At 59.4% G+C, this 19,206-nt stretch carries 19 protein-coding genes and 1 tRNA gene; 6 read left to right on the top strand and 14 right to left on the bottom strand.

Translation table 11 applies throughout. The annotated features are described in order from the left end of the window. Positions 1-137 precede the first annotated feature (137 nt). The gene (locus ABD919_RS21565) at positions 138-485 is read left to right on the top strand and encodes a heavy-metal-associated domain-containing protein (RefSeq protein ID WP_345238158.1); all 348 of its coding nucleotides are present in this window, start codon (positions 138-140) and stop codon (positions 483-485) included. Between the two features lie 198 nt (positions 486-683). On the opposite strand, the gene ABD919_RS21560 is transcribed toward ABD919_RS21565, so the two are convergent. The 12 genes from ABD919_RS21560 to ABD919_RS21505 all read right to left on the bottom strand — a co-directional run bounded on the left by ABD919_RS21560 (position 684) and on the right by ABD919_RS21505 (position 13,896). Beyond that, positions 684-1,343 (bottom strand): fatty acid desaturase, encoded by a 660-nt coding sequence (locus ABD919_RS21560; RefSeq protein WP_345238218.1) that lies wholly within the window; start codon positions 1,341-1,343, stop codon positions 684-686. A gap of 53 nt (positions 1,344-1,396) precedes the next feature. After that, positions 1,397-2,248, bottom strand: coding sequence for a 4-hydroxy-3-methylbut-2-enyl diphosphate reductase (locus ABD919_RS21555; RefSeq protein ID WP_345238157.1), 852 nt, complete (start codon positions 2,246-2,248; stop codon positions 1,397-1,399). Between the two features lie 177 nt (positions 2,249-2,425). Further along, the gene (locus tag ABD919_RS21550; protein ID WP_345238156.1) at positions 2,426-3,004 is read right to left on the bottom strand and encodes a hypothetical protein; all 579 of its coding nucleotides are present in this window, start codon (positions 3,002-3,004) and stop codon (positions 2,426-2,428) included. A gap of 55 nt (positions 3,005-3,059) precedes the next feature. After that, the gene (locus ABD919_RS21545) at positions 3,060-3,902 is read right to left on the bottom strand and encodes a phytoene/squalene synthase family protein (RefSeq protein WP_345238155.1); all 843 of its coding nucleotides are present in this window, start codon (positions 3,900-3,902) and stop codon (positions 3,060-3,062) included. A 72-nt stretch (positions 3,903-3,974) separates the two neighbouring features. After that, the gene (locus ABD919_RS21540) at positions 3,975-5,459 is read right to left on the bottom strand and encodes a phytoene desaturase family protein (RefSeq protein WP_345238154.1); all 1,485 of its coding nucleotides are present in this window, start codon (positions 5,457-5,459) and stop codon (positions 3,975-3,977) included. 144 nt (positions 5,460-5,603) lie between these two features. Beyond that, positions 5,604-6,149 carry a sigma-70 family RNA polymerase sigma factor gene (locus ABD919_RS21535; RefSeq protein ID WP_345238152.1) on the bottom strand — a complete coding sequence of 182 codons (546 nt, stop codon included), beginning with the start codon at positions 6,147-6,149 and terminating at the stop codon, positions 5,604-5,606. 567 nt (positions 6,150-6,716) lie between these two features. Next, a complete protein-coding gene (locus ABD919_RS21530) occupies positions 6,717-7,616 on the bottom strand; it encodes a MerR family transcriptional regulator (protein WP_345238151.1) in 900 nt (299 codons plus the stop codon). A 44-nt stretch (positions 7,617-7,660) separates the two neighbouring features. Next, positions 7,661-8,167 carry a sterol desaturase family protein gene (locus ABD919_RS21525; protein ID WP_345238150.1) on the bottom strand — a complete coding sequence of 169 codons (507 nt, stop codon included), beginning with the start codon at positions 8,165-8,167 and terminating at the stop codon, positions 7,661-7,663. Positions 8,168-8,481: 314 nt separating this feature from the next. After that, positions 8,482-9,288 carry an enoyl-CoA hydratase/isomerase family protein gene (locus ABD919_RS21520; RefSeq protein ID WP_345238149.1) on the bottom strand — a complete coding sequence of 269 codons (807 nt, stop codon included), beginning with the start codon at positions 9,286-9,288 and terminating at the stop codon, positions 8,482-8,484. Positions 9,289-9,615: 327 nt separating this feature from the next. Beyond that, positions 9,616-11,892, bottom strand: coding sequence for a ComEC/Rec2 family competence protein (locus ABD919_RS21515; protein ID WP_345238148.1), 2,277 nt, complete (start codon positions 11,890-11,892; stop codon positions 9,616-9,618). A gap of 230 nt (positions 11,893-12,122) precedes the next feature. After that, a complete protein-coding gene (locus ABD919_RS21510) occupies positions 12,123-12,554 on the bottom strand; it encodes a GNAT family N-acetyltransferase (RefSeq protein WP_345238147.1) in 432 nt (143 codons plus the stop codon). A gap of 253 nt (positions 12,555-12,807) precedes the next feature. Continuing rightward, positions 12,808-13,896, bottom strand: a complete 1,089-nt coding sequence (locus tag ABD919_RS21505; RefSeq protein WP_345238146.1) for a PhoH family protein — start codon at positions 13,894-13,896, stop codon at positions 12,808-12,810. Positions 13,897-14,128: 232 nt separating this feature from the next. Here ABD919_RS21505 and ABD919_RS21500 point away from each other — a divergent pair, with 232 nt between their 5' ends. Continuing rightward, on the top strand, positions 14,129-14,899 hold the full coding sequence (locus tag ABD919_RS21500) for an SAM hydrolase/SAM-dependent halogenase family protein (RefSeq protein ID WP_345238145.1): 771 nt from the start codon (positions 14,129-14,131) through the stop codon (positions 14,897-14,899). A 413-nt stretch (positions 14,900-15,312) separates the two neighbouring features. On the opposite strand, the gene ABD919_RS21495 is transcribed toward ABD919_RS21500, so the two are convergent. Continuing rightward, a complete protein-coding gene (locus tag ABD919_RS21495; protein ID WP_345238143.1) occupies positions 15,313-15,510 on the bottom strand; it encodes a hypothetical protein in 198 nt (65 codons plus the stop codon). Positions 15,511-15,640: 130 nt separating this feature from the next. Between ABD919_RS21495 and ABD919_RS21490 the strand changes: the two genes are divergently transcribed. From ABD919_RS21490 to ABD919_RS21475, 4 genes are all read left to right on the top strand, one after another. Next, entirely contained in the window at positions 15,641-15,931 is a 291-nt protein-coding gene (locus ABD919_RS21490; protein WP_345238142.1) for a putative quinol monooxygenase, read from the top strand. Positions 15,932-16,055: 124 nt separating this feature from the next. Continuing rightward, on the top strand, positions 16,056-16,592 hold the full coding sequence (locus ABD919_RS21485; RefSeq protein WP_345238141.1) for an iron-sulfur cluster co-chaperone HscB C-terminal domain-containing protein: 537 nt from the start codon (positions 16,056-16,058) through the stop codon (positions 16,590-16,592). 25 nt (positions 16,593-16,617) lie between these two features. After that, positions 16,618-16,699: transfer RNA gene (locus ABD919_RS21480), tRNA-Leu, on the top strand. Positions 16,700-16,873: 174 nt separating this feature from the next. After that, entirely contained in the window at positions 16,874-18,193 is a 1,320-nt protein-coding gene (locus ABD919_RS21475; protein ID WP_345238140.1) for a site-specific integrase, read from the top strand. Positions 18,194-18,496: 303 nt separating this feature from the next. Here the strand turns inward: ABD919_RS21475 and ABD919_RS21470 are convergent, their stop codons facing one another. Continuing rightward, the gene (locus ABD919_RS21470; protein ID WP_345238139.1) at positions 18,497-19,162 is read right to left on the bottom strand and encodes a hypothetical protein; all 666 of its coding nucleotides are present in this window, start codon (positions 19,160-19,162) and stop codon (positions 18,497-18,499) included. Between the last annotated feature and the right edge of the window lie 44 nt (positions 19,163-19,206).

The raw sequence follows: 19,206 nt of genomic DNA, 5'->3' as shown, positions 1-19,206 counted from the left end.
AGTTATGAGTTATGAGTTATGAGTTATGAGGCTACTTTATTGAGAGGTGTTTGTTGCGGCTGCGGATTAAAAGTTTGTGGTGTTTGTCACTTTCCGGCCGCATTTTTGTTGGCCTATTATTCCACCCAATATTCAGTATGAAAGCCATTTTTGCCTCCCTCCTGCTTTTCTTCAGTGTCAGCTTTGCCGCACAGGCCCAGAGCAAGCCGGGCACCGAACAGGTGAAGTTCAAGACCTCGGCCGTGTGCGACATGTGCAAGGCCCGCCTCGAGAAGAGCCTGGCTTATGAGAAGGGCGTACAGAGCGCCACGCTCGACGTGCCCAGCCAGGTGCTGACGGTGAGCTACCGCGCCGACAAAACCAACGTGGCCGCTCTTCGCACCGCCGTACAGAAAACCGGCTACGACGCCGACGACCAGGCAGCCGACGCCAAAGCCTACGAGCGCCTGCCCGACTGCTGCAAAAAGACCATGGGCGTGCACTAAGGACCGCAGATTTTAACGGATTTGACGGATAAGAACGGATTCATTTCCGCTTGTTCTTTAAATTCGCTTGTTCTTTAAAAGCAAAAAGGCCACTACCTCATGTTTAGAAGTAGTGGCCTTTTGCTTGTTTATTGATTGGATTGAGGAAAAGGACTTTTGAATCCGTTCTTATCCGTCAAATCCGTTAAAATCTGCGGTTCAGACCTTCGCCCTCCACAGCCTCCACCAGGGCAGGTAGGGCTGGTCGTGGTGTTCGTAGTGGTAGCCGAAAAAGTAGCAGCTGATGAAGGCCCAGAGGTGGTGGCGGAACTGGCTGCGGGAGTGGTGGGGGTTGTCCGGGGCGTGCTCGCCGCGGTGGGGCAGGTAGGTGCCGAAGAAAAAGAGCTGCAGGGTGGCCAGGATGGCCGGTATCATCCAGAAGGCAATGACGTTGGCCTGGGAAAAGAACAGCTTCAGCACGTTGTAGGTGAGGGCCATGAGCAGCACCTGCCACCAGGTGAGGTAGTTCCAGGCGAAGCGCAGCAGCCAGGGCAGAAAGCCCGGGTGGCGGCCGTCGTGGAAGTCGGGGTCGTCCTGCGTACCCACGTGGCGGTGGTGGGCGTGGTGCTTGGGGAGCTGCCCCGGAAACCAGTTGTAGGCAAACAAGAGGGCCGTAACCGTGCCCACGGCATTGTTCACGCGCTTGTTACGGCTCACCAGGCCGTGCATGGCGTCGTGGGCCGTGATGAACAGGCCGGTGTAGAGGTGGGCCTGCAGCAGCACCAGCAGGTAGGGCCAGGGGCTGCGCCAGTCGGGCTCGTAGTAAGCCAGCAGAAACGTCAGCAGGGCGGCCCAGGCTGCTACGATAAGGCCAGCCATGGCCACGCCCTTGTTGCCGATGGGCTCGGGCTTTATGCGAGCTGCCGCGCTGCTCACAGGGCCAGCAGCCGGTCGCGCACCTGCTCCATCAGCCACATGGGGGTGCTGGTGGCGCCACAGATGCCTACCGACTGGCCCGGCTGAAACCATGCGGCTTGAATCTCATCCACGGTGGAAATGAAGTGGGTGCAGGCGTTGGTGTCCTTGCACACCTGGTAGAGCACCTTGCCATTGGAGCTTTTGGTGCCCGACACAAACACAATCTGGTCGAACTCGGCGGCGAAGCGACGCAGGTCTTTGTCGCGGTTGCTGACCTGCCGGCAGATGGTGTCGTTGGCATTCACCTGGTAGCCGCGGACTTCCAGCTGGTTTTTGATGTTGTAAAAGCTGTTGGTGCTCTTGGTGGTCTGGCTGTAGAGGGTGATGTTGGCCGGCAGCTCGTGGCGCAGCAGCTCGTCGAGGCTTTCAAATACCACGGCCTCGCCGCTGGTCTGCCCCAGCAGGCCCAGCACCTCGGCGTGGCCGTGCTTGCCATAGATGAATATTTTCTCCTTGCGGTCGAAGCTGCTCTTGATGCGGTTTTGCAGCTTGAGCACCACCGGGCAGCTGGCATCAATCAGGGTCAGGTTGTTTTCCATGGCCAGCTGATAAGTAGCCGGCGGCTCGCCGTGGGCCCGGATGAGCACGGCTTCGTCGCGCAGGCCAGCCAGCTTTTCGTGGCAGATGATGCGCAGGCCCCGGGCCTCCAGGCGTTGCACTTCCTCGTCGTTGTGCACGATGTCGCCCAGGCAATACAGGTAGCCCTGCTCGTCGAGCAGGTCCTCGGCCATCTGAATGGCGTAAATCACGCCAAAGCAAAAGCCGGAGTTGGGGTCGATGCGGACGCTGAGATGCAAGGCAGGCATACGGGGAGGTAACTAGGAAAGCCCGGCGAATGTTGCGGGGAGCACGGCGGAGCTTGTTCTTACCAGGTAGAGAGTAGTGAGTAGAGAGGAGTAAGTATCAAGTAGTCAGATTTAGCTTGAATCCCCAATAATAAATAAGTCTGACTTACTACTCAATACTTAATACTCTCTACTAGCTTACTGCGCCAGCTTGTTCAGCCGGCCCGCTTCGGCCTCGCTTACGTGGTTGCGGCTCACCATGAAGTGGCGTATCATCTGGAACACGCCGGGCTCCAGGCCGGAGCCGGGGTGCTTGAGCAGGGCCTGCAGCACCACTTCCTTGTCTTCGTCCAGGTGCTTGCTCAGGCCCAGGAAGCCGGGCAGGTTGCTTTCCACCGAAAAGCGCAGGAAGCGCACTTCCGCATTCCTGGGGTCGGCAGCTACGGCCTGCTCGAAGGTGCGGGCCGCGTCCTTGATATAGTCCATCTTGTTGAACATGGAGGCATCGCGGGCCCGGATGGCTTCGGCCGCGCCCTTGTAGCCCAGCACCAGGGCGTTGCCCTGGTTGTAGTTGGCCAGCAGCTTGTAAAATTTCTCGCCGGCGGCTTTGTCGGCGGCGGCTTGCTCGTAGTGACGGCGCAGGGCGTTGGGGTCCAGGTTAGAATCCACGGAGGCGGGGGTTAGCGAATGAAAAGGAACGGCAGTTTTGGCCAGGGCCGGCCCGGCACCGGGCGGGCTCGCCACGGCCAGCGCAAACAGGAACAGCGGAAGCTTCATGCCGCAAAAAACGGAAGAATAGCCTTCGCGGTTCCTGCCCGGCCCGGCTGGCACCTCAGATGCGGGCCAGCCGGTAGCGGAAGTAGGAGCCCAGCAGCAGCAGCAGCTTGGTGTTGTCGGGCACCCGCACCCGCTCGCCCAGGATGCGGGCCGCCGGCAGCTGCCGGATTTTGTAAAACAGCTTCAGGTAGTACACATAGGCCAGGTACACGCCCAGCCTGGCCGAGCGCGGCAGCTGCAGAATGCCCGCGTAGGCCGCGTCGAAGTCGGCCTTGATGTCGGCCTCAATCTCGCGCTTGGTGGCGTCGTTAAAGCGCTGGTACACCACGCCGGGAAAGTACACCCGCCCCCGGTCCTCGTAGTCGGAGCGGATGTCGCGCAGGAAGTTCACCTTCTGGAACGCCGCGCCCAGCCGCCGGGCGGGCTCCCGCAGGCGTTCAAACAAGGCGTCGTCGCCCTGGCAGAAGATGCGCAGGCACATGAGCCCCACCACTTCGGCCGAGCCGTAGATGTACTCGTTGTACAGGTCGGGGTGGTAGTTCTGGTCTTCCAAATCCAGCTCCATGCTGTGCAGGAAGGCATCGATAAACTCCCGGTCGATGCCGTACTCGCGCACCACGGCCTGAAACGCGTGCAGCACCGGGTTCAAACTCAGGCCACTTTCCAGGGCCTCGTAGGTCTGCCGGCGAAAGTCAGCCAGCAGCGCTGCTTTGTCGTGCTCGTGGAAGGTGTCCACAATCTCATCGGCCCAGCGCACGAAGCCATACACGGCATACACCGGCAGGTGCAGGCTTTGGTCGAGCGTGCGAATGCCCAGCGTAAACGAGGTGCTGTACCGCCCCGTGATAAGCTTGCTGCACGCCAGGCTGGTATCGGTGAAGAGTTTAACGTGGTCCACTTTTTTCAATTAACAATGAGCAATGAACAGTGAGCAATTAGAACGACATTGTTCATTGCTCACTGTTCATTGTTAATTCTCCTTCAGCACTTCACTGGCTACCACCTGCCCCGATATCAGCGAGGGTGGTACGCCGGGGCCGGGTACGGTAAGCTGGCCGGTGAAGTACAAATTACTGACTTTTTTACTTTTGAGCGTAGGCTTGAGGATGGCCGTCTGCTTTAGGGTGTTGGCCAGGCCGTAGGCATTGCCCTTGAAGCTGTGGTAGTCGGCCAGGAAGTCGCGGTGGGCGTAGCTGCGCTTGAATACCACATGCGCACGGATGGGATGGCCGCAGTGGCGCTCCAGCTTGTCCATCAGCATTTCATAATAATGCTCGCGGGTATCGTCGGTGTCGGGCAGGTTGGGCGCCACGGGAATGAGCAGGAAGAGGTTTTCCTGGCCTTCGGGCGCCACCGTGGGGTCGGTCTGGCTGGGCACCGAGGCATAGAACAGCGGGCGGCTGGGCCACTGCGGCGCCTCGTAGATTTCGTGGGCGTGCAGGGTGAAGTCCTCGTCGAAAAACAGGTTATGGTGGCGCAGCTTGTCGAGGCGACGGTTTACGCCCAGGTAAAACAGCAGCGACGACGGCGCCATGGTGCGCGTGTCCCAGTATTTGGCGTCGTAGTGCCGGTACGCGGGCGCCAGCACCTGCTGCTCGATGTGGTGGTAGTCGGCCCCGGCCACTACGGCATCGGCAGCGACCAGGCCGCTGGCGGTGCGCACGCCGGTGCTTCTCCCCTGCTCTACCACAATTTCCGTCACCTCCTGGTTGCAGCGGATTTCCACGCCCAGCTCCCGGGCCAGCGTCACCATGCCTTCCACAATCTTGTGCATGCCGCCCTTGGGGTACCAGGTGCCCAGGGTCAGGTCGGCGTAGTTCATGAGCGAGTACAGGGCCGGCGTGTTCTCGGAGGTGGCGCCCAGGAAGAGGATGGGAAACTCCACCAGCTCCAGCAGGCGCGGGTCCTTGAAAAAGCGGCGCACGTGCTTGTGCATACTCTGCAGCACGTCCATGCGCAGCATGTCGACCAGCAATTTGGGGTCGGCAAACTCCAGCACGGAGCGGCTGGGCGCGTACACCAGCCGGTTGATGCCCACCTCGTACTTGTAGGCTGCCTGCCGCAGAAACTCATCCAGCCGCGCCGCGCTGCCGGGCTCGTAGCGCTCGAACAGGGCCCGCAGCTCGTCCATGGCGGCGGGAATGTCCACCGCTTCGTTGCCCTTGAAAATCACCTGGTACGAAGGGTCCAGGCGCTGCAGCTCGTAGTAGTCGGCTACTTTCTTGCCGAAGCGGGCGAAGTACTTCTCAAACACGTCGGGCATCCAGTACCAGCTCGGGCCCATGTCGAAGGTGAAGCCCTGGGCGCGGAACACGCGGGCGCGGCCACCGGCCATCTCATTCTTTTCCAGAACGGTGACGCGCCAGCCGGCCTGGGCCAGGGTGCTGGCGGCGGCCAGGCCGGCAAAGCCGGCACCTATTACGACGGCGTGTTTGGGGGTAGTGGGGTTGGTCATTCTGCGCAAAATAGGCTCAGCCGGCTATTTGACGAGTTATTGAGGAAACGAAAAAGCCCGCAACCTTCTTGGCCACGGGCTTCTAAGTATTTATTGGTTATCTGAGAACGCAGCTCACAGGTACAGCTTACTTAATGTGAGAGGCTACTCCTCCAGCGTATCCACGTTGGCGCCGGCGCCTACCGGGGCGTACACCTGCAGGGCGTTTTTCAGCTCTTTGCGGGCAATGTGGATGCGGTTTTTTACGGTTCCGATGGGAATCTGCAGCTTCTCGGCAATCTCCATGTACTTGTAGCCGATGTAGTACATCATGAAGGGCGTGCGGTAGTCGGAGCCCAGGCTGGCGATGGCCTCGTTGATGTCGCGCACCACGAAGTCCGACGTCGCGCCGTTGTGGGTGATGTAGTTCTGGTCGGTGTTGAAGTACTGGAAGTACTCGGTGGAGTCAATGTTGGAGCTCCGCTTGGTAATCTTGTTATAATTGTTGATGAAGGTGTTGCGCATGATGGTGTACAACCACGCCTTCAGGTTGGTGCCGGCCTTAAACTTGTCTTTGTTCAAGAGGGCTTTGAGCAGGGTTTCCTGCACGAGGTCCTTCGCGTCGTCGGCGTCGCGGGTCAGGTTCATGGCCGCGGGCCGCAAGGTGAGGGAGATTTTCTGCACTTGCGAGGTGAATTCGAGCGAAGTCATGTTGTTTAGCTTTTCGTGCCAGATTCTTAAACAAATATACGAGCCGAATTCCAATTCGAACAGCTTCCAGAAAATATTTTTTGTTCGGCCTGCATACTTTCTTCTCTGGCAAACAATGTAGGAATTCACCCCTCTGCGCTGCACTTTACCCAGCCAACGGCATAAAAAACTCGGCGAACGGAGGAAGCTACGAGGCGAATGAAAATCAGGATTGCGCACCCAGACAGTTTTTTTTAGTCTGGTTTCCTGAAAAAAAACGTAAAAAGCCCCTGATAAATTCAGCTTTCCACGGTCGAAGCCGCTCATGGGCTGGGAACCCGGCGCCGCCACTCCCCTCCCGCTAGCGTGCGTCTCTGACGCGTGCTTACCGGCACCGCGTCTGCGACGCGAATCGCTCGCGCCGCCTAAATTTCTATACCGTCGCGGCACAGACGCGGTACCGAAAGGCACGCGTCGCAGATACGCGCCAGCAGTGCAAGCAATGCTGCCTTACCCCCGGCGGCATGTCCGGCCAGAAACTGCCAGAATTATTCCCTGCGGCAGTTCGCCCGGATGAGAGGGCTGGTATTAGTCCTTCGCCTGTAAGGAGGTCTCAGTTATCAGGGTCAGGAAATCTGTCATCAGCCGTGGAGCTACGCAGTAGGCGGGCAGCTCCAGTCCTTCCTGCCGGGCCATGGGGCCATAGAGCACCAGGCGGGCATCGGGGCAGGCGGCCTTTACCACCTGGGCAAATTCGCCTACCCGGCCGCGCTCGGGCTGGGAAGTGAGCACGGTCACCAGCGTCTGGGGCTGATAGGCGGCATACACCGAGGTCAGCTCGCTGATAGGCAGGTTCTGGCCCAGGTAGAGGGTATGGTGGCCGCGCACGCGCAGGGCATAGTTCATGAACAGCAGCGCCAGCTCGTGAAGCTCGTGCTCGGGCAGAAAAAGCACCCAGCGGCTGGCCTGGTTTAACGAGCTCAGCGGCAGGGCGTCGGTAGCAGCTAGCAGCTTTTGCCGCAGCAGGTGCGAGAGCAGGTGCTCCTGGGCCGGGCTCATGGTCTCGGCCAGCCACATCAGCCCAATGCGCTGCAGCAGCGGGTACACCACGCGCAGCATCATTTCCTCGAAGCCCAGCTTGCTGGCACCCGAGTTCAGCAGGCTATCCAGGCGGGCTTCGTCGAATGCCAATATCGAAGCCAGCAGGTTGTTTACCTGTTGGTTGTAGTCCTGCGCATCGTCGCAGCAGGCCAGCACCTCCTGCGCCATCTCCGCGTCGCTGAGCTTGGCCACCTGGGAAATTCGCCGGCCCCGGCCGCAGAGTGTGGTTACGTTTAGCAGGCGGCGCAAGTCGCTGTCGCAGTAGGTGCGAATGTTGGTTGACGTGCGCACCGGCCGCAGCAGGTTGTAGCGCTGCTCCCACATGCGAATGGTGTGCGCTTTGATGCCCGAGAGCTGCTCTAAGTCGCTGATGGAGAAAGAACCCAAGCTCTTGTTATGTTAAGATTAGTACGCTAAAGTCAAAAGTAAGCTTACTTGTTCGACTCTGCGGCATCTGCTTTTACCTTCAAATCTTTCGATTTTTGCTGCTTCAAGGCCATCTGCAGATATTTGGGCGAGACCCAGAGCAGGCCAAACTCTACCGACCCATCGCGGCCCGTGGTTTTGTGGTGCATCTTGTGGGCCATGTTGAGGGCCCGCAGGTAGGGGTGGCGCGACTTTTTCCAGAAGCGCAGCCGGCCGTGAATCAGCACGTCGTGCACGAAAAAATACACAGCCCCATAGGCCGCAATCCCGACGCCTACCCAAAACCACCAGCGCCCGCCGTTGTCGCCGGTCATAAACAGGACGGCCGATAAAGCCCCGTAAAACAGGAAAAACAGGTCGTTGCGCTCCACCGGGTGCGGGTGCCGCACATGATGTGAGCGGTGCAGAAACCACAGCGGCCCGTGCTGCACATACTTGTGCATAAACCAGGCCCAGAACTCCATAAAGGCGAACGTGGCGAGGGTGATACCGGCGGCAGCAATCCAATTCATGGGCTTTTAACCGAAAAAAGGAATGGAGGTTTCAGTGGATGGCGCAATAAGCAGTGGTGGCACGACTGTAAAATCAGGGCTTCCCTGCACGTGCGGGCATAACCGGCATACGTGTTTTCAGGAAGAAGTTGGGCGGAAACGGCCGCGAAAATCCGTTGCGTGACGAGCCTGCGGAGAGCAGGCAGTACCGTGTGCTGCTGCATCGGCGCTTGTCGCGCCACGCGAAATGGAATTTCGCGTTACAGGGCCCAAAAACGAAAATGTCCTGCCGTGGCTACCACAGCAGGACATTTTCAGTACCAGCACGCCGGCAATTACCAGCTAATCTTTTCTTTGTTGAGGAAGGCCGAGATACCGCGGCGGCAGTCTTCGGAGCCGCGGGCTTCGGCGTTGCGCTGGGCGGCGTAGCGCAGGGCTTCTTCCAGGGGCAGCTCGGGCAGGCGGGCCAGCATCTCCTTGGTCACCTCCATGCTCTGCTCCGAGTTTTCGCGGCACAGGCGCTGGGCGTAGGCCTTTACCTTATCGGCCAGCTCCTCTTTGGGGCAGAGGAAGGTAAGCAGGCCCATGTCGAGCGCTGCCTGCGCCGACACTACGTCGCCGCTCAGCAGCAGCTGCTTGGTGCGGGCTTCGCCAATCTTACGCAGCAAAAACACGCTGACAATGGCGGGCAGGAAGCCAATCTTCACTTCGGTGTAGCCAAACTTGGCTTCGGGCACGGCAAAGCTGATGTCGCAGATAGCCGCCAGGCCGCAGCCCCCGGCCAGGGCATGGCCCTGCACCTCGCCGATGACGATTTTCTTGAGGGTATAAATCTGGTGGAAGAGCTGCATCAGGTGGGTGGAGTCTTCCAGGTTGTCGGTGTAGCCATAGCCCTGCAGCTCCTGAATGTAGCCCAGGTCGGCGCCGGCGCAGAACACCTCGCCGGCGGCGCGCAGCACCACCACCTTGCAGTTTTCGTCGTCTTCGGCAAAGTCGAACGCCTGCTTAAGCTCCGTTACCACATCGGCACTCAGCGCGTTGCGCTTGTCGGGCCGGTTCAGGGTAATGTAGCCGATGCGGTCCTGGCATTCGTAGCGGATGTAGCGGAGGGCTTCGAGTTCGGGGGTGAGCAGGTTATCCATGGGATGCGGGGCAAAGCAGAATGTAGTAGAGGCGCTCAAGCTTCTGGAAGCCGAAAGCTAGCTTCCTCTGGGCAATTAACGGAAAAAACGGGCAGATGGACTGAAATCCTGGACCGCCCGGGTTGTAACGTCGCTTAAATGAGCCGCTGAACCGCTGAATGGTTGCTTTTTCCTACTCGAAACCTGAGAAGGCGCGGTTGCCTGGTTTAGTAGCGGCCGGTCAACTGGCAGGCAGGATTCCGCCCTGCCCGCCGTTGTCCTACTGCGCCTGAACAACAGCCATGCCAGGCGTCAACGTCCCGGCAAGAGCCGCCACCATTGCTCGCTTTACAGCTGCGCCGGTGGGCGCTGGTGATAGGCTCCCTGGGCCGTTACGTCCCAGGTACGAAAGCCCAGGGCCCGCAGGGCGGAATCCTGCCGGGCCACGTACCAAATTTTGCAGGAGGAGTCGAAGACAACCCGGGCCTGCGTGCCAAACACAGCGGCCAGGATTTCGGGCTTTACGCGGGCGTTGCGGCGCAGCACCAGCACGTCAACCGGCAAAGGCTGGGCAGCGCTGGAAATGCGGTTAGCCACGAAGGCCAGGCGCAGCCCCCGCCACTGGGCCAGTACCACGGGGCCGGGCCGGAAAAAGGGATTGCGGGCCGTCGTATCGGCATCGGCTACGCAGGCCACGGGCACGGCTGCCTGCTGCCAGCCCACGCGGTAGGCGGTGCGGCGGGCAGCCCGCTGGATAATGCCCGGCAGCAGGCGGTAGGTGCGCTCGGTCTCACTCAGGGGCAGGGAGTCGACGGTTACAAACTCAGCCGCTGCTCCCTGCCAGAAGCCCACCGCCGAGCGCCGCGGAATGCTGTACACGATAAAATCCTCGTCGGGTGCCAGCTGCCGGGCTTCCCACACCCGGCTGCCGCCGTAGCCCAGCAGCAGCACGGCGGCCCAGCGCAGCCACAGCAGCTGCTTGCCGTGGGCCCAGGCCAGGCAGGCGCCGATGATGGCGAAGAGCAGCACCGTCTGCAATGCTGATACATGGATGTCGCGCACCATCCAGCCCGCCATTGTCCGGCTGATAAAGAAGATGTACTCATTGAAAGCGTACACCATGCCCTCCAGCAGCCGGGCCAGCGCCTGCGGCGGCACGTCCAGCCACCAGTCGGCCCCGGCCGGCAGCAGCATTCCCAACCCGGCCATCAGGCCTTTAAGCGCCAGCAGCGCCAGGCCTACGTACACGGCCATGCTGGAAATGGGCACCGCGCCCAGGTTAGACACCAGAAAGCTGAGCGGAAACTGGTGGAAGTAGAACAGCCCCAGCGCACAGGTGGCTACCTGCGCCGCTACCGACAGCGCCGTAGCCTGCCACACCACGTCCAGAAACCAGGCGCAGCCGGCCCAGGCCCGCTGCACGGCCCGCGGCTGCCAGGGCTTGCGGCGGCGGCTGAAGTAGCCTTTCACATCCAGCCGCTTCACAATGCGGGGCTGCAGGTACACAATGCTCAGCACGGCCAGAAAAGATAGCTGAAAGCCCACATCGGCCAGGATGAAGGGGTTGTACACCAGCAGCGCAAACGCCGCCACGGCCAGGGTGTTGAAGATGGTATCCTGCCGGCCCAGCAGCCGGCCCATAATCACGAAGCTAAACATGACCGTAGCCCGCAGCACCGAAGCCGACAGCCCCGTGAGAAAAGCATAGCTCCAGATAACGGCCAGGCCCAGCAGGGCCGACCACAGCCGAAATCCCCGCAAGCGGCCAAACAACATGCCCAGCAGGCCCGACATGGCCGTGAACAGCAGGCCCACCTGCAGCCCGGACACGGCCATAATGTGGGTGGTACCGGTGTTGGAGTACGCCAGCTTGGTGTCGGCGTCCACGTCGTCTTTGGAGCCCAGCACCAGGGCTACGGCAATGGCATATTCCCGCTTTTCGCTGATGTAGTGCCGGAACACGCCTTCCATCGCCTTGGCGGCGCGCATGCTGATGGCCACCAGGTAGCTGGGCGGCTGCAGGCCCAGCACCCGGTACTGGTCGGGGTGCACGTACTGCTGGTGGTACACCTGCCGGTATTCCAGGTAGCGGCGGTAGTCGAACTCGCCGGGGTTGAGGGGTGGCTTGCTGGGGTCGGGGTGGCCGCGAACCAGCCAGACCTCGCCGTAATGAGGCTCGGCAATGCCAGCCACCCGCGGCAGGGAGATGCGCACCCCGCCCGTGGCCCGCTGCCAGCGGCCGGCTACCCGCACACTCTGCACGCGCAGGGTGGTAGCATAAGTGGCAGCCCGCACCACGGTATAGTCGTCTACCACAGACTGGTAGCACTCTACCTGGCCTTCGAAGCGAAACAGATGGTCGGCCCGCCGGGCCTCCACGGCGCGCTGGGTGAGTGTAGCGCCCAGCAGCACAACGCAGAGCAGGCAAAGCAAGCCGGCAGCATCGGTGGCCACGGGGGCTGCCTGACGCTGGGCCCACACCGTGAGCAGCCCGGCAAGCCCAACCCCGCCAGCGCAGAAAGGCCAGAGCTCGGGCCAGCTTTCGCCTAAGTGGAGGTAGCCCACAATGCCCAGTATCAACGCCGGCGTGTAGCGGACGAAGGGGAAGTTAGCCCAGGTTATCATGCCAAAAGAGCTTAAGGGTAAATTAAGCTCTTGCAATGTAGCAGTTCACCTGAGTTAAACCGATTGAAAGGGGCCGATTTTCTATGCCTGCCCGGTAGAACGTTCTTTATCAGCCGTCCAGCGAGGAGACGCAAAATAGTGCGTCTCTACCGCGGCTAGCTAATTTTTGCATTCCAAATCGCGATGAGTTTATCGCAGCATACGGACCTCTAATCCGCTCAGAAAAGCCCCTAGCCCAGCACCATTTTAAAGTGCTGAATGCCGGCTTCCTCAAACATCTCTCCCTCCTTCTTAAAACCGTGGCGCTCGTAGAACGGCACGGCTTTAAGCTGGGCATTGAGGTAGACCGGGGCGGCGGGAAACTCAGCGTTTACGTCGCCCAGCACGGCACGCAGCAGCGAGGCCCCGATTTCCTGGTTGCGAAACTCGGGCAGCACCGCGAAGCGCTCCAGCTTAATGCCTTTGTCGGTTTCGCGCCAGCGAGCGGCCCCGGCCGGCGTGCCCTCGGCAGTGCGGGCGAGGTAGTGACGGGCGCCCTGGCGGTCGTGCTGGTCGTTTTCCAGGTCCAGGGGCACGCCCTGCTCCCCTACAAATACCTGTTCACGGATGCTGAAAGCGGCGCGGAGGTCGCCAGGGTCGGTTACACGGACTGTCTGAACCACGGATTTTTCGGATTAAACGGATTACACGGATTTTGTGAACGATTCAGGGCCGTCCCTTTATCCAATTAATGCAAAGGTCGAACTTTAACCAAAAAGGCAGCCTTTCGGCTGCCTTTCTTAAGGAAAATCTCTTTCGTTAATCAAAAAGGACTTTAGAGAATCGTCTACAACCGAAGGTCAGCGAAGCTAAAATCTGTGTAATCCGAAAAATCCGTGTCAAACGAAGTTCAGCGCAGCTAATCCGTGGTCCAGATTACTGCTCCTGGTTGACGGGCAGGCCGTCGCTGCTGCGGGGGCCGGCGTCGGGGTGGGCTTCGGGGCGGCGGTCTTCCACGCGGCGGTCGTCGGAGCGGCGGCTGTGCTGGCGCTGCTGGGCTTCGCGCTTCTGCTCTTCGCTGTCGAACCGGTCGTAGGCCTGCACGATTTCCTTTACCAGGCGGTGGCGCACCACATCCTCGGAGGTCATTTCCACGAAGCCGATGCCGGGCACGTCGCGCAGAATGTCCAGGGCCTGCATCAGGCCCGACTTCTGCCGGGTGGGCAGGTCAATCTGGCTGCGGTCGCCGTTTACCATCACCTTGGCCGTGGGGCCCATGCGGGTCAGGAACATCTTAATCTGGCTGGGTGTGGTGTTCTGGGCCTCGTCGAGCAGCACAAAAGCATTGTTGAGGGTACGGCCGCGCATATACGCCAGCGGCGCAATCTCAATGATTTTGTTTTCCTGGTAAAACTTCAGCTTTTCGGCCGGAATCATGTCTTCCAGGGCGTCGTAAATCGGGCGCAGGTAGGGGTCGACTTTTTCCTTCATGTCGCCGGGCAGGAAGCCCAGGCTTTCGCCGGCCTCCACCACGGGGCGGGAGATGATGATTTTCTTCACCTCCTTGTTCTTGAGCGCCCGCACGGCCAGGGCCACCGAGATGTAGGTTTTGCCGGTACCGGCCGGGCCCAGGGTGAACGTGAGGTCGTGCTTCATCACGGCATCGACCAGCTTCTGCTGGTTGCCGGTTTTAGCTTTGATGACGCCGCCTTTGGCGCCAAACAGAATCACGTCGGGCGAGGCGGCCAGCACCCGGCCCTCGGCTTCCTCGCTGGTGGCCGACAGGTACTGGTTTACCGTTTTGTCGGTAATCTGCCCGTACTGGTGGTAGTGCTCGATAAGGGAGCTGAGGATGTCGTTGATGCGGGAGATAACCTCCGGCTGGCCCTGGATTTTTATCTCGTTGCCACGGCTGATGATTTTGGAGCCGGGAAACGCCGCGCCAAGCTGACGGATGTTCTGGTTGTCGGGTCCGAGGAAATCAACCAGGGACACGTTTTCGAGGGTGATGACTTTTTCGACCAAGAGCTGGAGTGATGAAGTGATGAGGTAACGGGGTGATGAAGTGTTAGATGCTGAAGCCGAGCAAAGAAATCAGGCGGTACGTAAGTCTGATGGCAAAAGCTTTTTGTTTAAAAGCTTTCCTGTCTTCATCACCTCATTACCTCATTTCTCCATCACCTAAGCACAAAACCGGCTACTTTTGCGCTCGGTTCAGGCGAACGAACAATACTACGAAAAACTTCAGAACGCGGGCATGGGCCTGATTACACTGCTCACGGATTTTGGCTACCGCGACCACTACGTGGCCGCCCTGAAGGCGCGGCTGCTGCAGCTGGCGCCGGCCCTTACCGTGGTGGATATCAGCCACGCCGTAGAGCCGTTCGACATTGCCCACGCGGTATACGTGCTGAACTCGGTGTTCCGCGATTTTCCGGCTGGCTCGGTGCATGTAGTAGGCGTGAACGACCACGGCGCGGGGGCTAGCTCGGCCTGGCACGCGGCCCGCTACCAGGACCACTTCTTTGTGACGGCCGACAACGGCCTGCTGGCCCTGCTTTGCGACGGGGCCCCCGAAGAGTTGGTGGCCCTGCCCGCCGCCGACACGCCCTCCCCTACCCGCGACGTGCTGCTGCCGGCAGCCGTGGCCCTGGCCCAGGGCGCGGCCCTGCCCGAGCTGGGGCCCGTCGTGCAAGAGTTTCACCGCCTCAACAACCGGCAAGTGCGCCTGCAGGACGACCGAATTACGGGGCACGTGGCCCACATCGACCACTATGGCAACCTGATTACCAACATCTCCCGCAGCGCGGTGGAAGTAGTTGGCCGCGGCCGTCCTCTTACCGTGCACTTCGGCCGCGAAGTGGTGCGGGAGCTGCTGCCCCACTTTTCGGCCGCCGAGCCCGGCGAGGCAGTCACCGTCTTCAACAGCCAGGACTGCCTGTGCCTGGGCATCTGCCAGGGCAACGCCGCCGAGCTGCTGGGCCTGCACTTCGACTCCCAGGTGGACGTGCGGTTCCCCGTGGATTAGGTGATGGGCTGATTTTTGATGTGCCGATGTGCTGATGCGAAAAGGCGGGTCATTGCGAGCGAAACGGAGTGGAGCGCGGCAAACGAAGCTCGGCGTAGCCAACCCTTCCTTGCTCAGCGCAAAACCTAGAGCGCATCCCAAATTTCTGTACAGGTATTTTAGACCGGCTCCCCCTCTCCCTTTCGGAAATGCGAATTAAGCATTTTTTGGGGGCGGGGGGTGAGGCGAACGATAGAACAAAGTCTTTACGCCAACTTGGGAATTGCTGTAAAGGATGTGATACATAAAAAAGCCCCGATGCCAGCTCTGGCATCGGGGCTTTTCACATTACCTGGCTGGTCGCTCAGCGAGGACGGATTAGCTATGCTGAACTTCGTTTGCTTCGGCTGCGCCTCGCAAGAACAATTCTTTATTTACTGCGCGGGTGCTTCCGTACTCGTGGTGTCGGCTGTTACGGGTTCCACATCGGGGTTTTCTACCACGGTAGCCGTATTATCGGGGTCGGTGGCTTTGGGGTCGTTGCTGCAGGAGCTGAACAGCAGGCTGGCGGCCAGGGCCGGAATCAGCAACAGGGAGAAGCTGCGAAAGGAGGATTTTGCGGTGGTGGTCATGGCAAAAGACGTAGTAATCGGTTGATGTCAAAAGTCCTGGTACGGTAGTTATCACGCTTATGGCTGAAACATCCTCCAGCCAGAGCCCCCTGGCCTTACCTTCGCGGCCCCTTACCACTCCACCACCAGTATGCTGATTCGCGTCGTTCGCATGACCTTTCACCCGGACCGGGTAGCCGACTTTCTGACCATTTTTCGCAACTCCGAGCAGCTCATCCGCCAGCAGCCCGGCAACCGCCACCTGGAGCTGTGGCAGGACGCCGACAACCCTAACATTTTCTGCACCTTCAGCCACTGGGAAACGGCCGAGGCCCTGGATGCGTACCGCAAGTCGGCTTTATTCGGCGAGGTGTGGCCGGCTACCAAGCGCCTGTTTGCGGCTCCGCCCTACGCCTTCTCCTCGCTGATTCACGCTGGTTAAGCTGATTTCCTTGATTCAGGCGGCTGGTTTCTGATTGAAGCGCTTTGCTTCTATTCAGTCCTTTGGCCTGGCTGACCACGTCGGCTTTACCCTGCGTAGCACTGCTAGAAAATACCCCAGTACCATGACCAACTACTTCGAATTTTATGGCCTGCCCGAAAGCTTTGTGCTGGACGAGGCGGCCCTCAAGCGCCAGTACTACGCCAAGAGCCGCGAAACGCACCCCGATTTTCACGCCACTTCCTCGTCGGAAAACCAGGCCGAGATGCTGCGCCAGGCCACCCTCAACACCGATGCCTACCGCACCCTATCCGACTCTGACCGCCGCATGGCCTACATCCTGGCCCAGCACGGCCTGCTGGAGGAGGGCAAGCAGGAGCAGCTGCCGCCCGACTTCCTCATGGACATGATGGAGCTGAACGAGCAGCTTATGGAGCTGGAAATGGAGCCGGACGCCGCGGCCCAGGCCAAAGTAGCCGATGAGGCCTCAGCCATTTCCCAAACCCTCGACGCGGGCATCGCGCCTCTGCTGGCCGGCTATGCCGAGCTGCCCACCGACCACCGCCCGGCGGCTCTGCAGCAAATCCGCACCTACTACTTAAAGAAGCGCTATCTGTTGCGTATCCAGCAGCAGCTGGCTACCTTTGCGGCCCGCTCCTGATACCGGCAGAGCGGAAATTGTTCTTGCCCGGATGGCGGAACCGGTAGACGCGTTGGTCTCAAACACCAATACCGCAAGGTGTGCCGGTTCGACTCCGGCTCCGGGTACTTGGACGGTCTGACGACCCTCTAAAAATCAAGCCTCAAAAGCTGTAAATCTGGCAACAGATGCAGTTTTTGAGGCTTTTTTGCGTTCTACCCAAACTGGATTTACCAGAGCTAATACCTGGACTTACCAATGGGTTTACGCCACCTCCTACGCCACCTCTTTTTTCCAATCTTATGAAAGTTGTGTTTGAGCTGCGGCATGATAAACAGAATAAGGCGGGCACGGTGCCGGTCTATGTATCGGCGTACTTCGACGGGCTGCGGCTGCGCTGCTCCACCAAGGAGCGGTGCGAGCCGCGGCAATGGAACGAGAAGGAACAGGAGTTCCGGCGCTCGCTCCCGGGCTACACCTCGGCGAACCAAGGGCTGCAGGCCCTGGCGCGCCGGCTGGAAGACAAGTACCGGGAGCTTCGGGCGGCCAATGTGGCCCCGACGGTGGCGCTGATGCGCGAGGCCGTGAACCCGGCGGTGGTGGTAGTGAAGGAAGAGCCAACGCTGGTGGCCCGGTTTGCGGAGTTCCGCGAGGTGCTGTCCGGGCGGGGGTACGCCTTTCACACCTTGCGGCACTACAAGACTGCCTGTAACCACCTGGCGGCTTTTCTGGAAAAGTCCCGGCGCAAGGGCCTAACCCTGGCAGACTACACCTCAGCCATTCATGACGACTTCGTGAGCCACCTGCGGACGGGCTGCGGCCTTTCCGCGAATGGAGTGTACACGATAGTGAAGGACCTGAAAACCTTTCTGCGGCATGCACAGGACGAACGGGGCCTGACGCTGGGCATGGAGCTCAAGCGGCTGGAAGTGCGCTACACGGACCAGGCCAAGACGTACTTGACCGGGGCCGATTTGGCGGCGCTCGTGGCAGTGAAGCTCCCAAAGACGCTGGAGCCGGCACGGGACGTGTTCTTGTTCTGCTGCTACACGGGGCTGCGATATTCGGACGTGGCTTCCCTTCACGCCGGCAACGTGCACGGGCTCGGGCCCAAGGGTGACGGCGACCGGGTGCTGCGGCTGACACAAACCAAGACGCGGGCTACCGTGAGCATCTACCTGAGCCGGCTGGCGTCGGAAATCCTGGACCGGTACGACGTGCCCGAGCGGCAATTTGAGGGCGCCCGGCTGCTGCCGGTGCTGGCTAACCAGCCCATGAACCGGTACCTGAAAAAGATTACGAAGCTGGCGGGGCTGACGCGGCTGGTGGAAGTGGTAAGCACGGCCGGCGGGCAGGTAGTGAAAGAGGCCGTGCAGCTGCACGAGCTGGTGACAATGCACACGGCCCGCCACACGTTTGCCGTGCAAAGCCTGCTGCGCGGCATGCCCGTCGCCGTGCTGCAGCGCGTGATGGGTCATGCCAAGATTCAAAACACCATGCGGTATGCCCAGGTGGTAGAAGAGCTGCAGCACCAGGCCATGCGGGCGGCCTGGGATGGGCCGGCTACTGCACCCGCCGTGAGCGCACTTGATGGTACAGTTTGTAATGTAATGGCAGCGTAATTGACAGGCCGTTCGGAGATGAGAAATCCCGGCCAGAATTACGTTCAAGCCAGGTATTTCATCGAAGTAGCTCACCATTATATAATGAACCACACCTACCGAATCTACAAAGTCGCCGTGTAGTTTATAGCTAGTGCTGTGCTGAAAACCCGTTTAGTTGACTTCATTTCGAATAGGTTAACTAGTGTTTGCCGTACAGATAGATTTTGCCGGCTTCATCCTTGAAGAAGTACCGGAGCTGGCGTTGTGAAACGCGGTTGTGATTGATTGGCTTGCTCATTGGTTGTTCGAGTAGGATAAGAGTTAAGCAGTACCGCCCTGAGCGATATTATAAGATGCTATATTGTCGGTCACCTGCTTAATCAAATCCGCTATAATAGCGCTCTTTTCCGCTTCTGTGATACCCACAGGTAGATTACGACCTGTATTTGCAGCAATAAAGTCACCGGGAAGTTGCACGCATTCGGGGAAGGCTTTGTTAAGTATTTCCTTCATGATTTTTAGGCAATCACTCACCAGCATATAATCTGGGATGGTGATTGGCACTTTAAGGCTGGCAATGTACCCGCCGCGATAGGCGTTTGCATAACCCTGCTTTTGTATCCTAGCATTGTGCGCAAGCAGGTTGCGCATCTCAACTAGGCCCGTGAACTTTCGAATCTCCTTAGAAACGGGCTTGGTGACCTTTTTTAGCTTTCTGAATCGCTCGGGCTCGATGCCTTGAGCAATTAACTCGCCTATCTGGTCATCCCATTCATCCATAAAGGAACAGATGCGGATAACGATAAACATAAAGGCGGCTTGTATCAGTTTTTCTTCTGGTATCAGCTCGCGGGGGAAGCTTTTTTCAGCTAGTTTGTTCTTCGTAAATACCTCCTTGGCGGATTCAACATAGTGTTCTACCTCATTTGCGGTGGAGTTGAGGATGAAAACCACATCTTCAATCTTCTCTTTTTCCTCTTGTGTCATTATCGGCTAAATTAAGTTGTGGATGCCAAACAAATATAAATGAG

Origin of the sequence: Hymenobacter saemangeumensis, assembly GCF_039541835.1 — a bacterium.
Taxonomy (GTDB): domain Bacteria; phylum Bacteroidota; class Bacteroidia; order Cytophagales; family Hymenobacteraceae; genus Hymenobacter; species Hymenobacter saemangeumensis.
Note: the sequence above shows the minus strand (reverse complement) of the source record. Positions and strands in the feature narration are given on the sequence as shown.

Coding starts and splice junctions, on each gene's coding strand:
- ABD919_RS21520 (WP_345238149.1), bottom strand. CDS start 9,288: ATGGATAACCTGCTCACCCCCGAACTCGAAGCCCTCCGCTACATCCGC.
- ABD919_RS21475 (WP_345238140.1), top strand. CDS start 16,874: ATGAAAGTTGTGTTTGAGCTGCGGCATGATAAACAGAATAAGGCGGGC.
- ABD919_RS21525 (WP_345238150.1), bottom strand. CDS start 8,167: ATGAATTGGATTGCTGCCGCCGGTATCACCCTCGCCACGTTCGCCTTT.
- ABD919_RS21495 (WP_345238143.1), bottom strand. CDS start 15,510: ATGACCACCACCGCAAAATCCTCCTTTCGCAGCTTCTCCCTGTTGCTG.
- ABD919_RS21535 (WP_345238152.1), bottom strand. CDS start 6,149: ATGACTTCGCTCGAATTCACCTCGCAAGTGCAGAAAATCTCCCTCACC.
- ABD919_RS21565 (WP_345238158.1), top strand. CDS start 138: ATGAAAGCCATTTTTGCCTCCCTCCTGCTTTTCTTCAGTGTCAGCTTT.
- ABD919_RS21550 (WP_345238156.1), bottom strand. CDS start 3,004: ATGAAGCTTCCGCTGTTCCTGTTTGCGCTGGCCGTGGCGAGCCCGCCC.
- ABD919_RS21540 (WP_345238154.1), bottom strand. CDS start 5,459: ATGACCAACCCCACTACCCCCAAACACGCCGTCGTAATAGGTGCCGGC.
- ABD919_RS21555 (WP_345238157.1), bottom strand. CDS start 2,248: ATGCCTGCCTTGCATCTCAGCGTCCGCATCGACCCCAACTCCGGCTTT.
- ABD919_RS21515 (WP_345238148.1), bottom strand. CDS start 11,892: ATGATAACCTGGGCTAACTTCCCCTTCGTCCGCTACACGCCGGCGTTG.
- ABD919_RS21500 (WP_345238145.1), top strand. CDS start 14,129: ATGGGCCTGATTACACTGCTCACGGATTTTGGCTACCGCGACCACTAC.
- ABD919_RS21470 (WP_345238139.1), bottom strand. CDS start 19,162: ATGACACAAGAGGAAAAAGAGAAGATTGAAGATGTGGTTTTCATCCTC.
- ABD919_RS21490 (WP_345238142.1), top strand. CDS start 15,641: ATGCTGATTCGCGTCGTTCGCATGACCTTTCACCCGGACCGGGTAGCC.
- ABD919_RS21485 (WP_345238141.1), top strand. CDS start 16,056: ATGACCAACTACTTCGAATTTTATGGCCTGCCCGAAAGCTTTGTGCTG.
- ABD919_RS21560 (WP_345238218.1), bottom strand. CDS start 1,343: ATGGCTGGCCTTATCGTAGCAGCCTGGGCCGCCCTGCTGACGTTTCTG.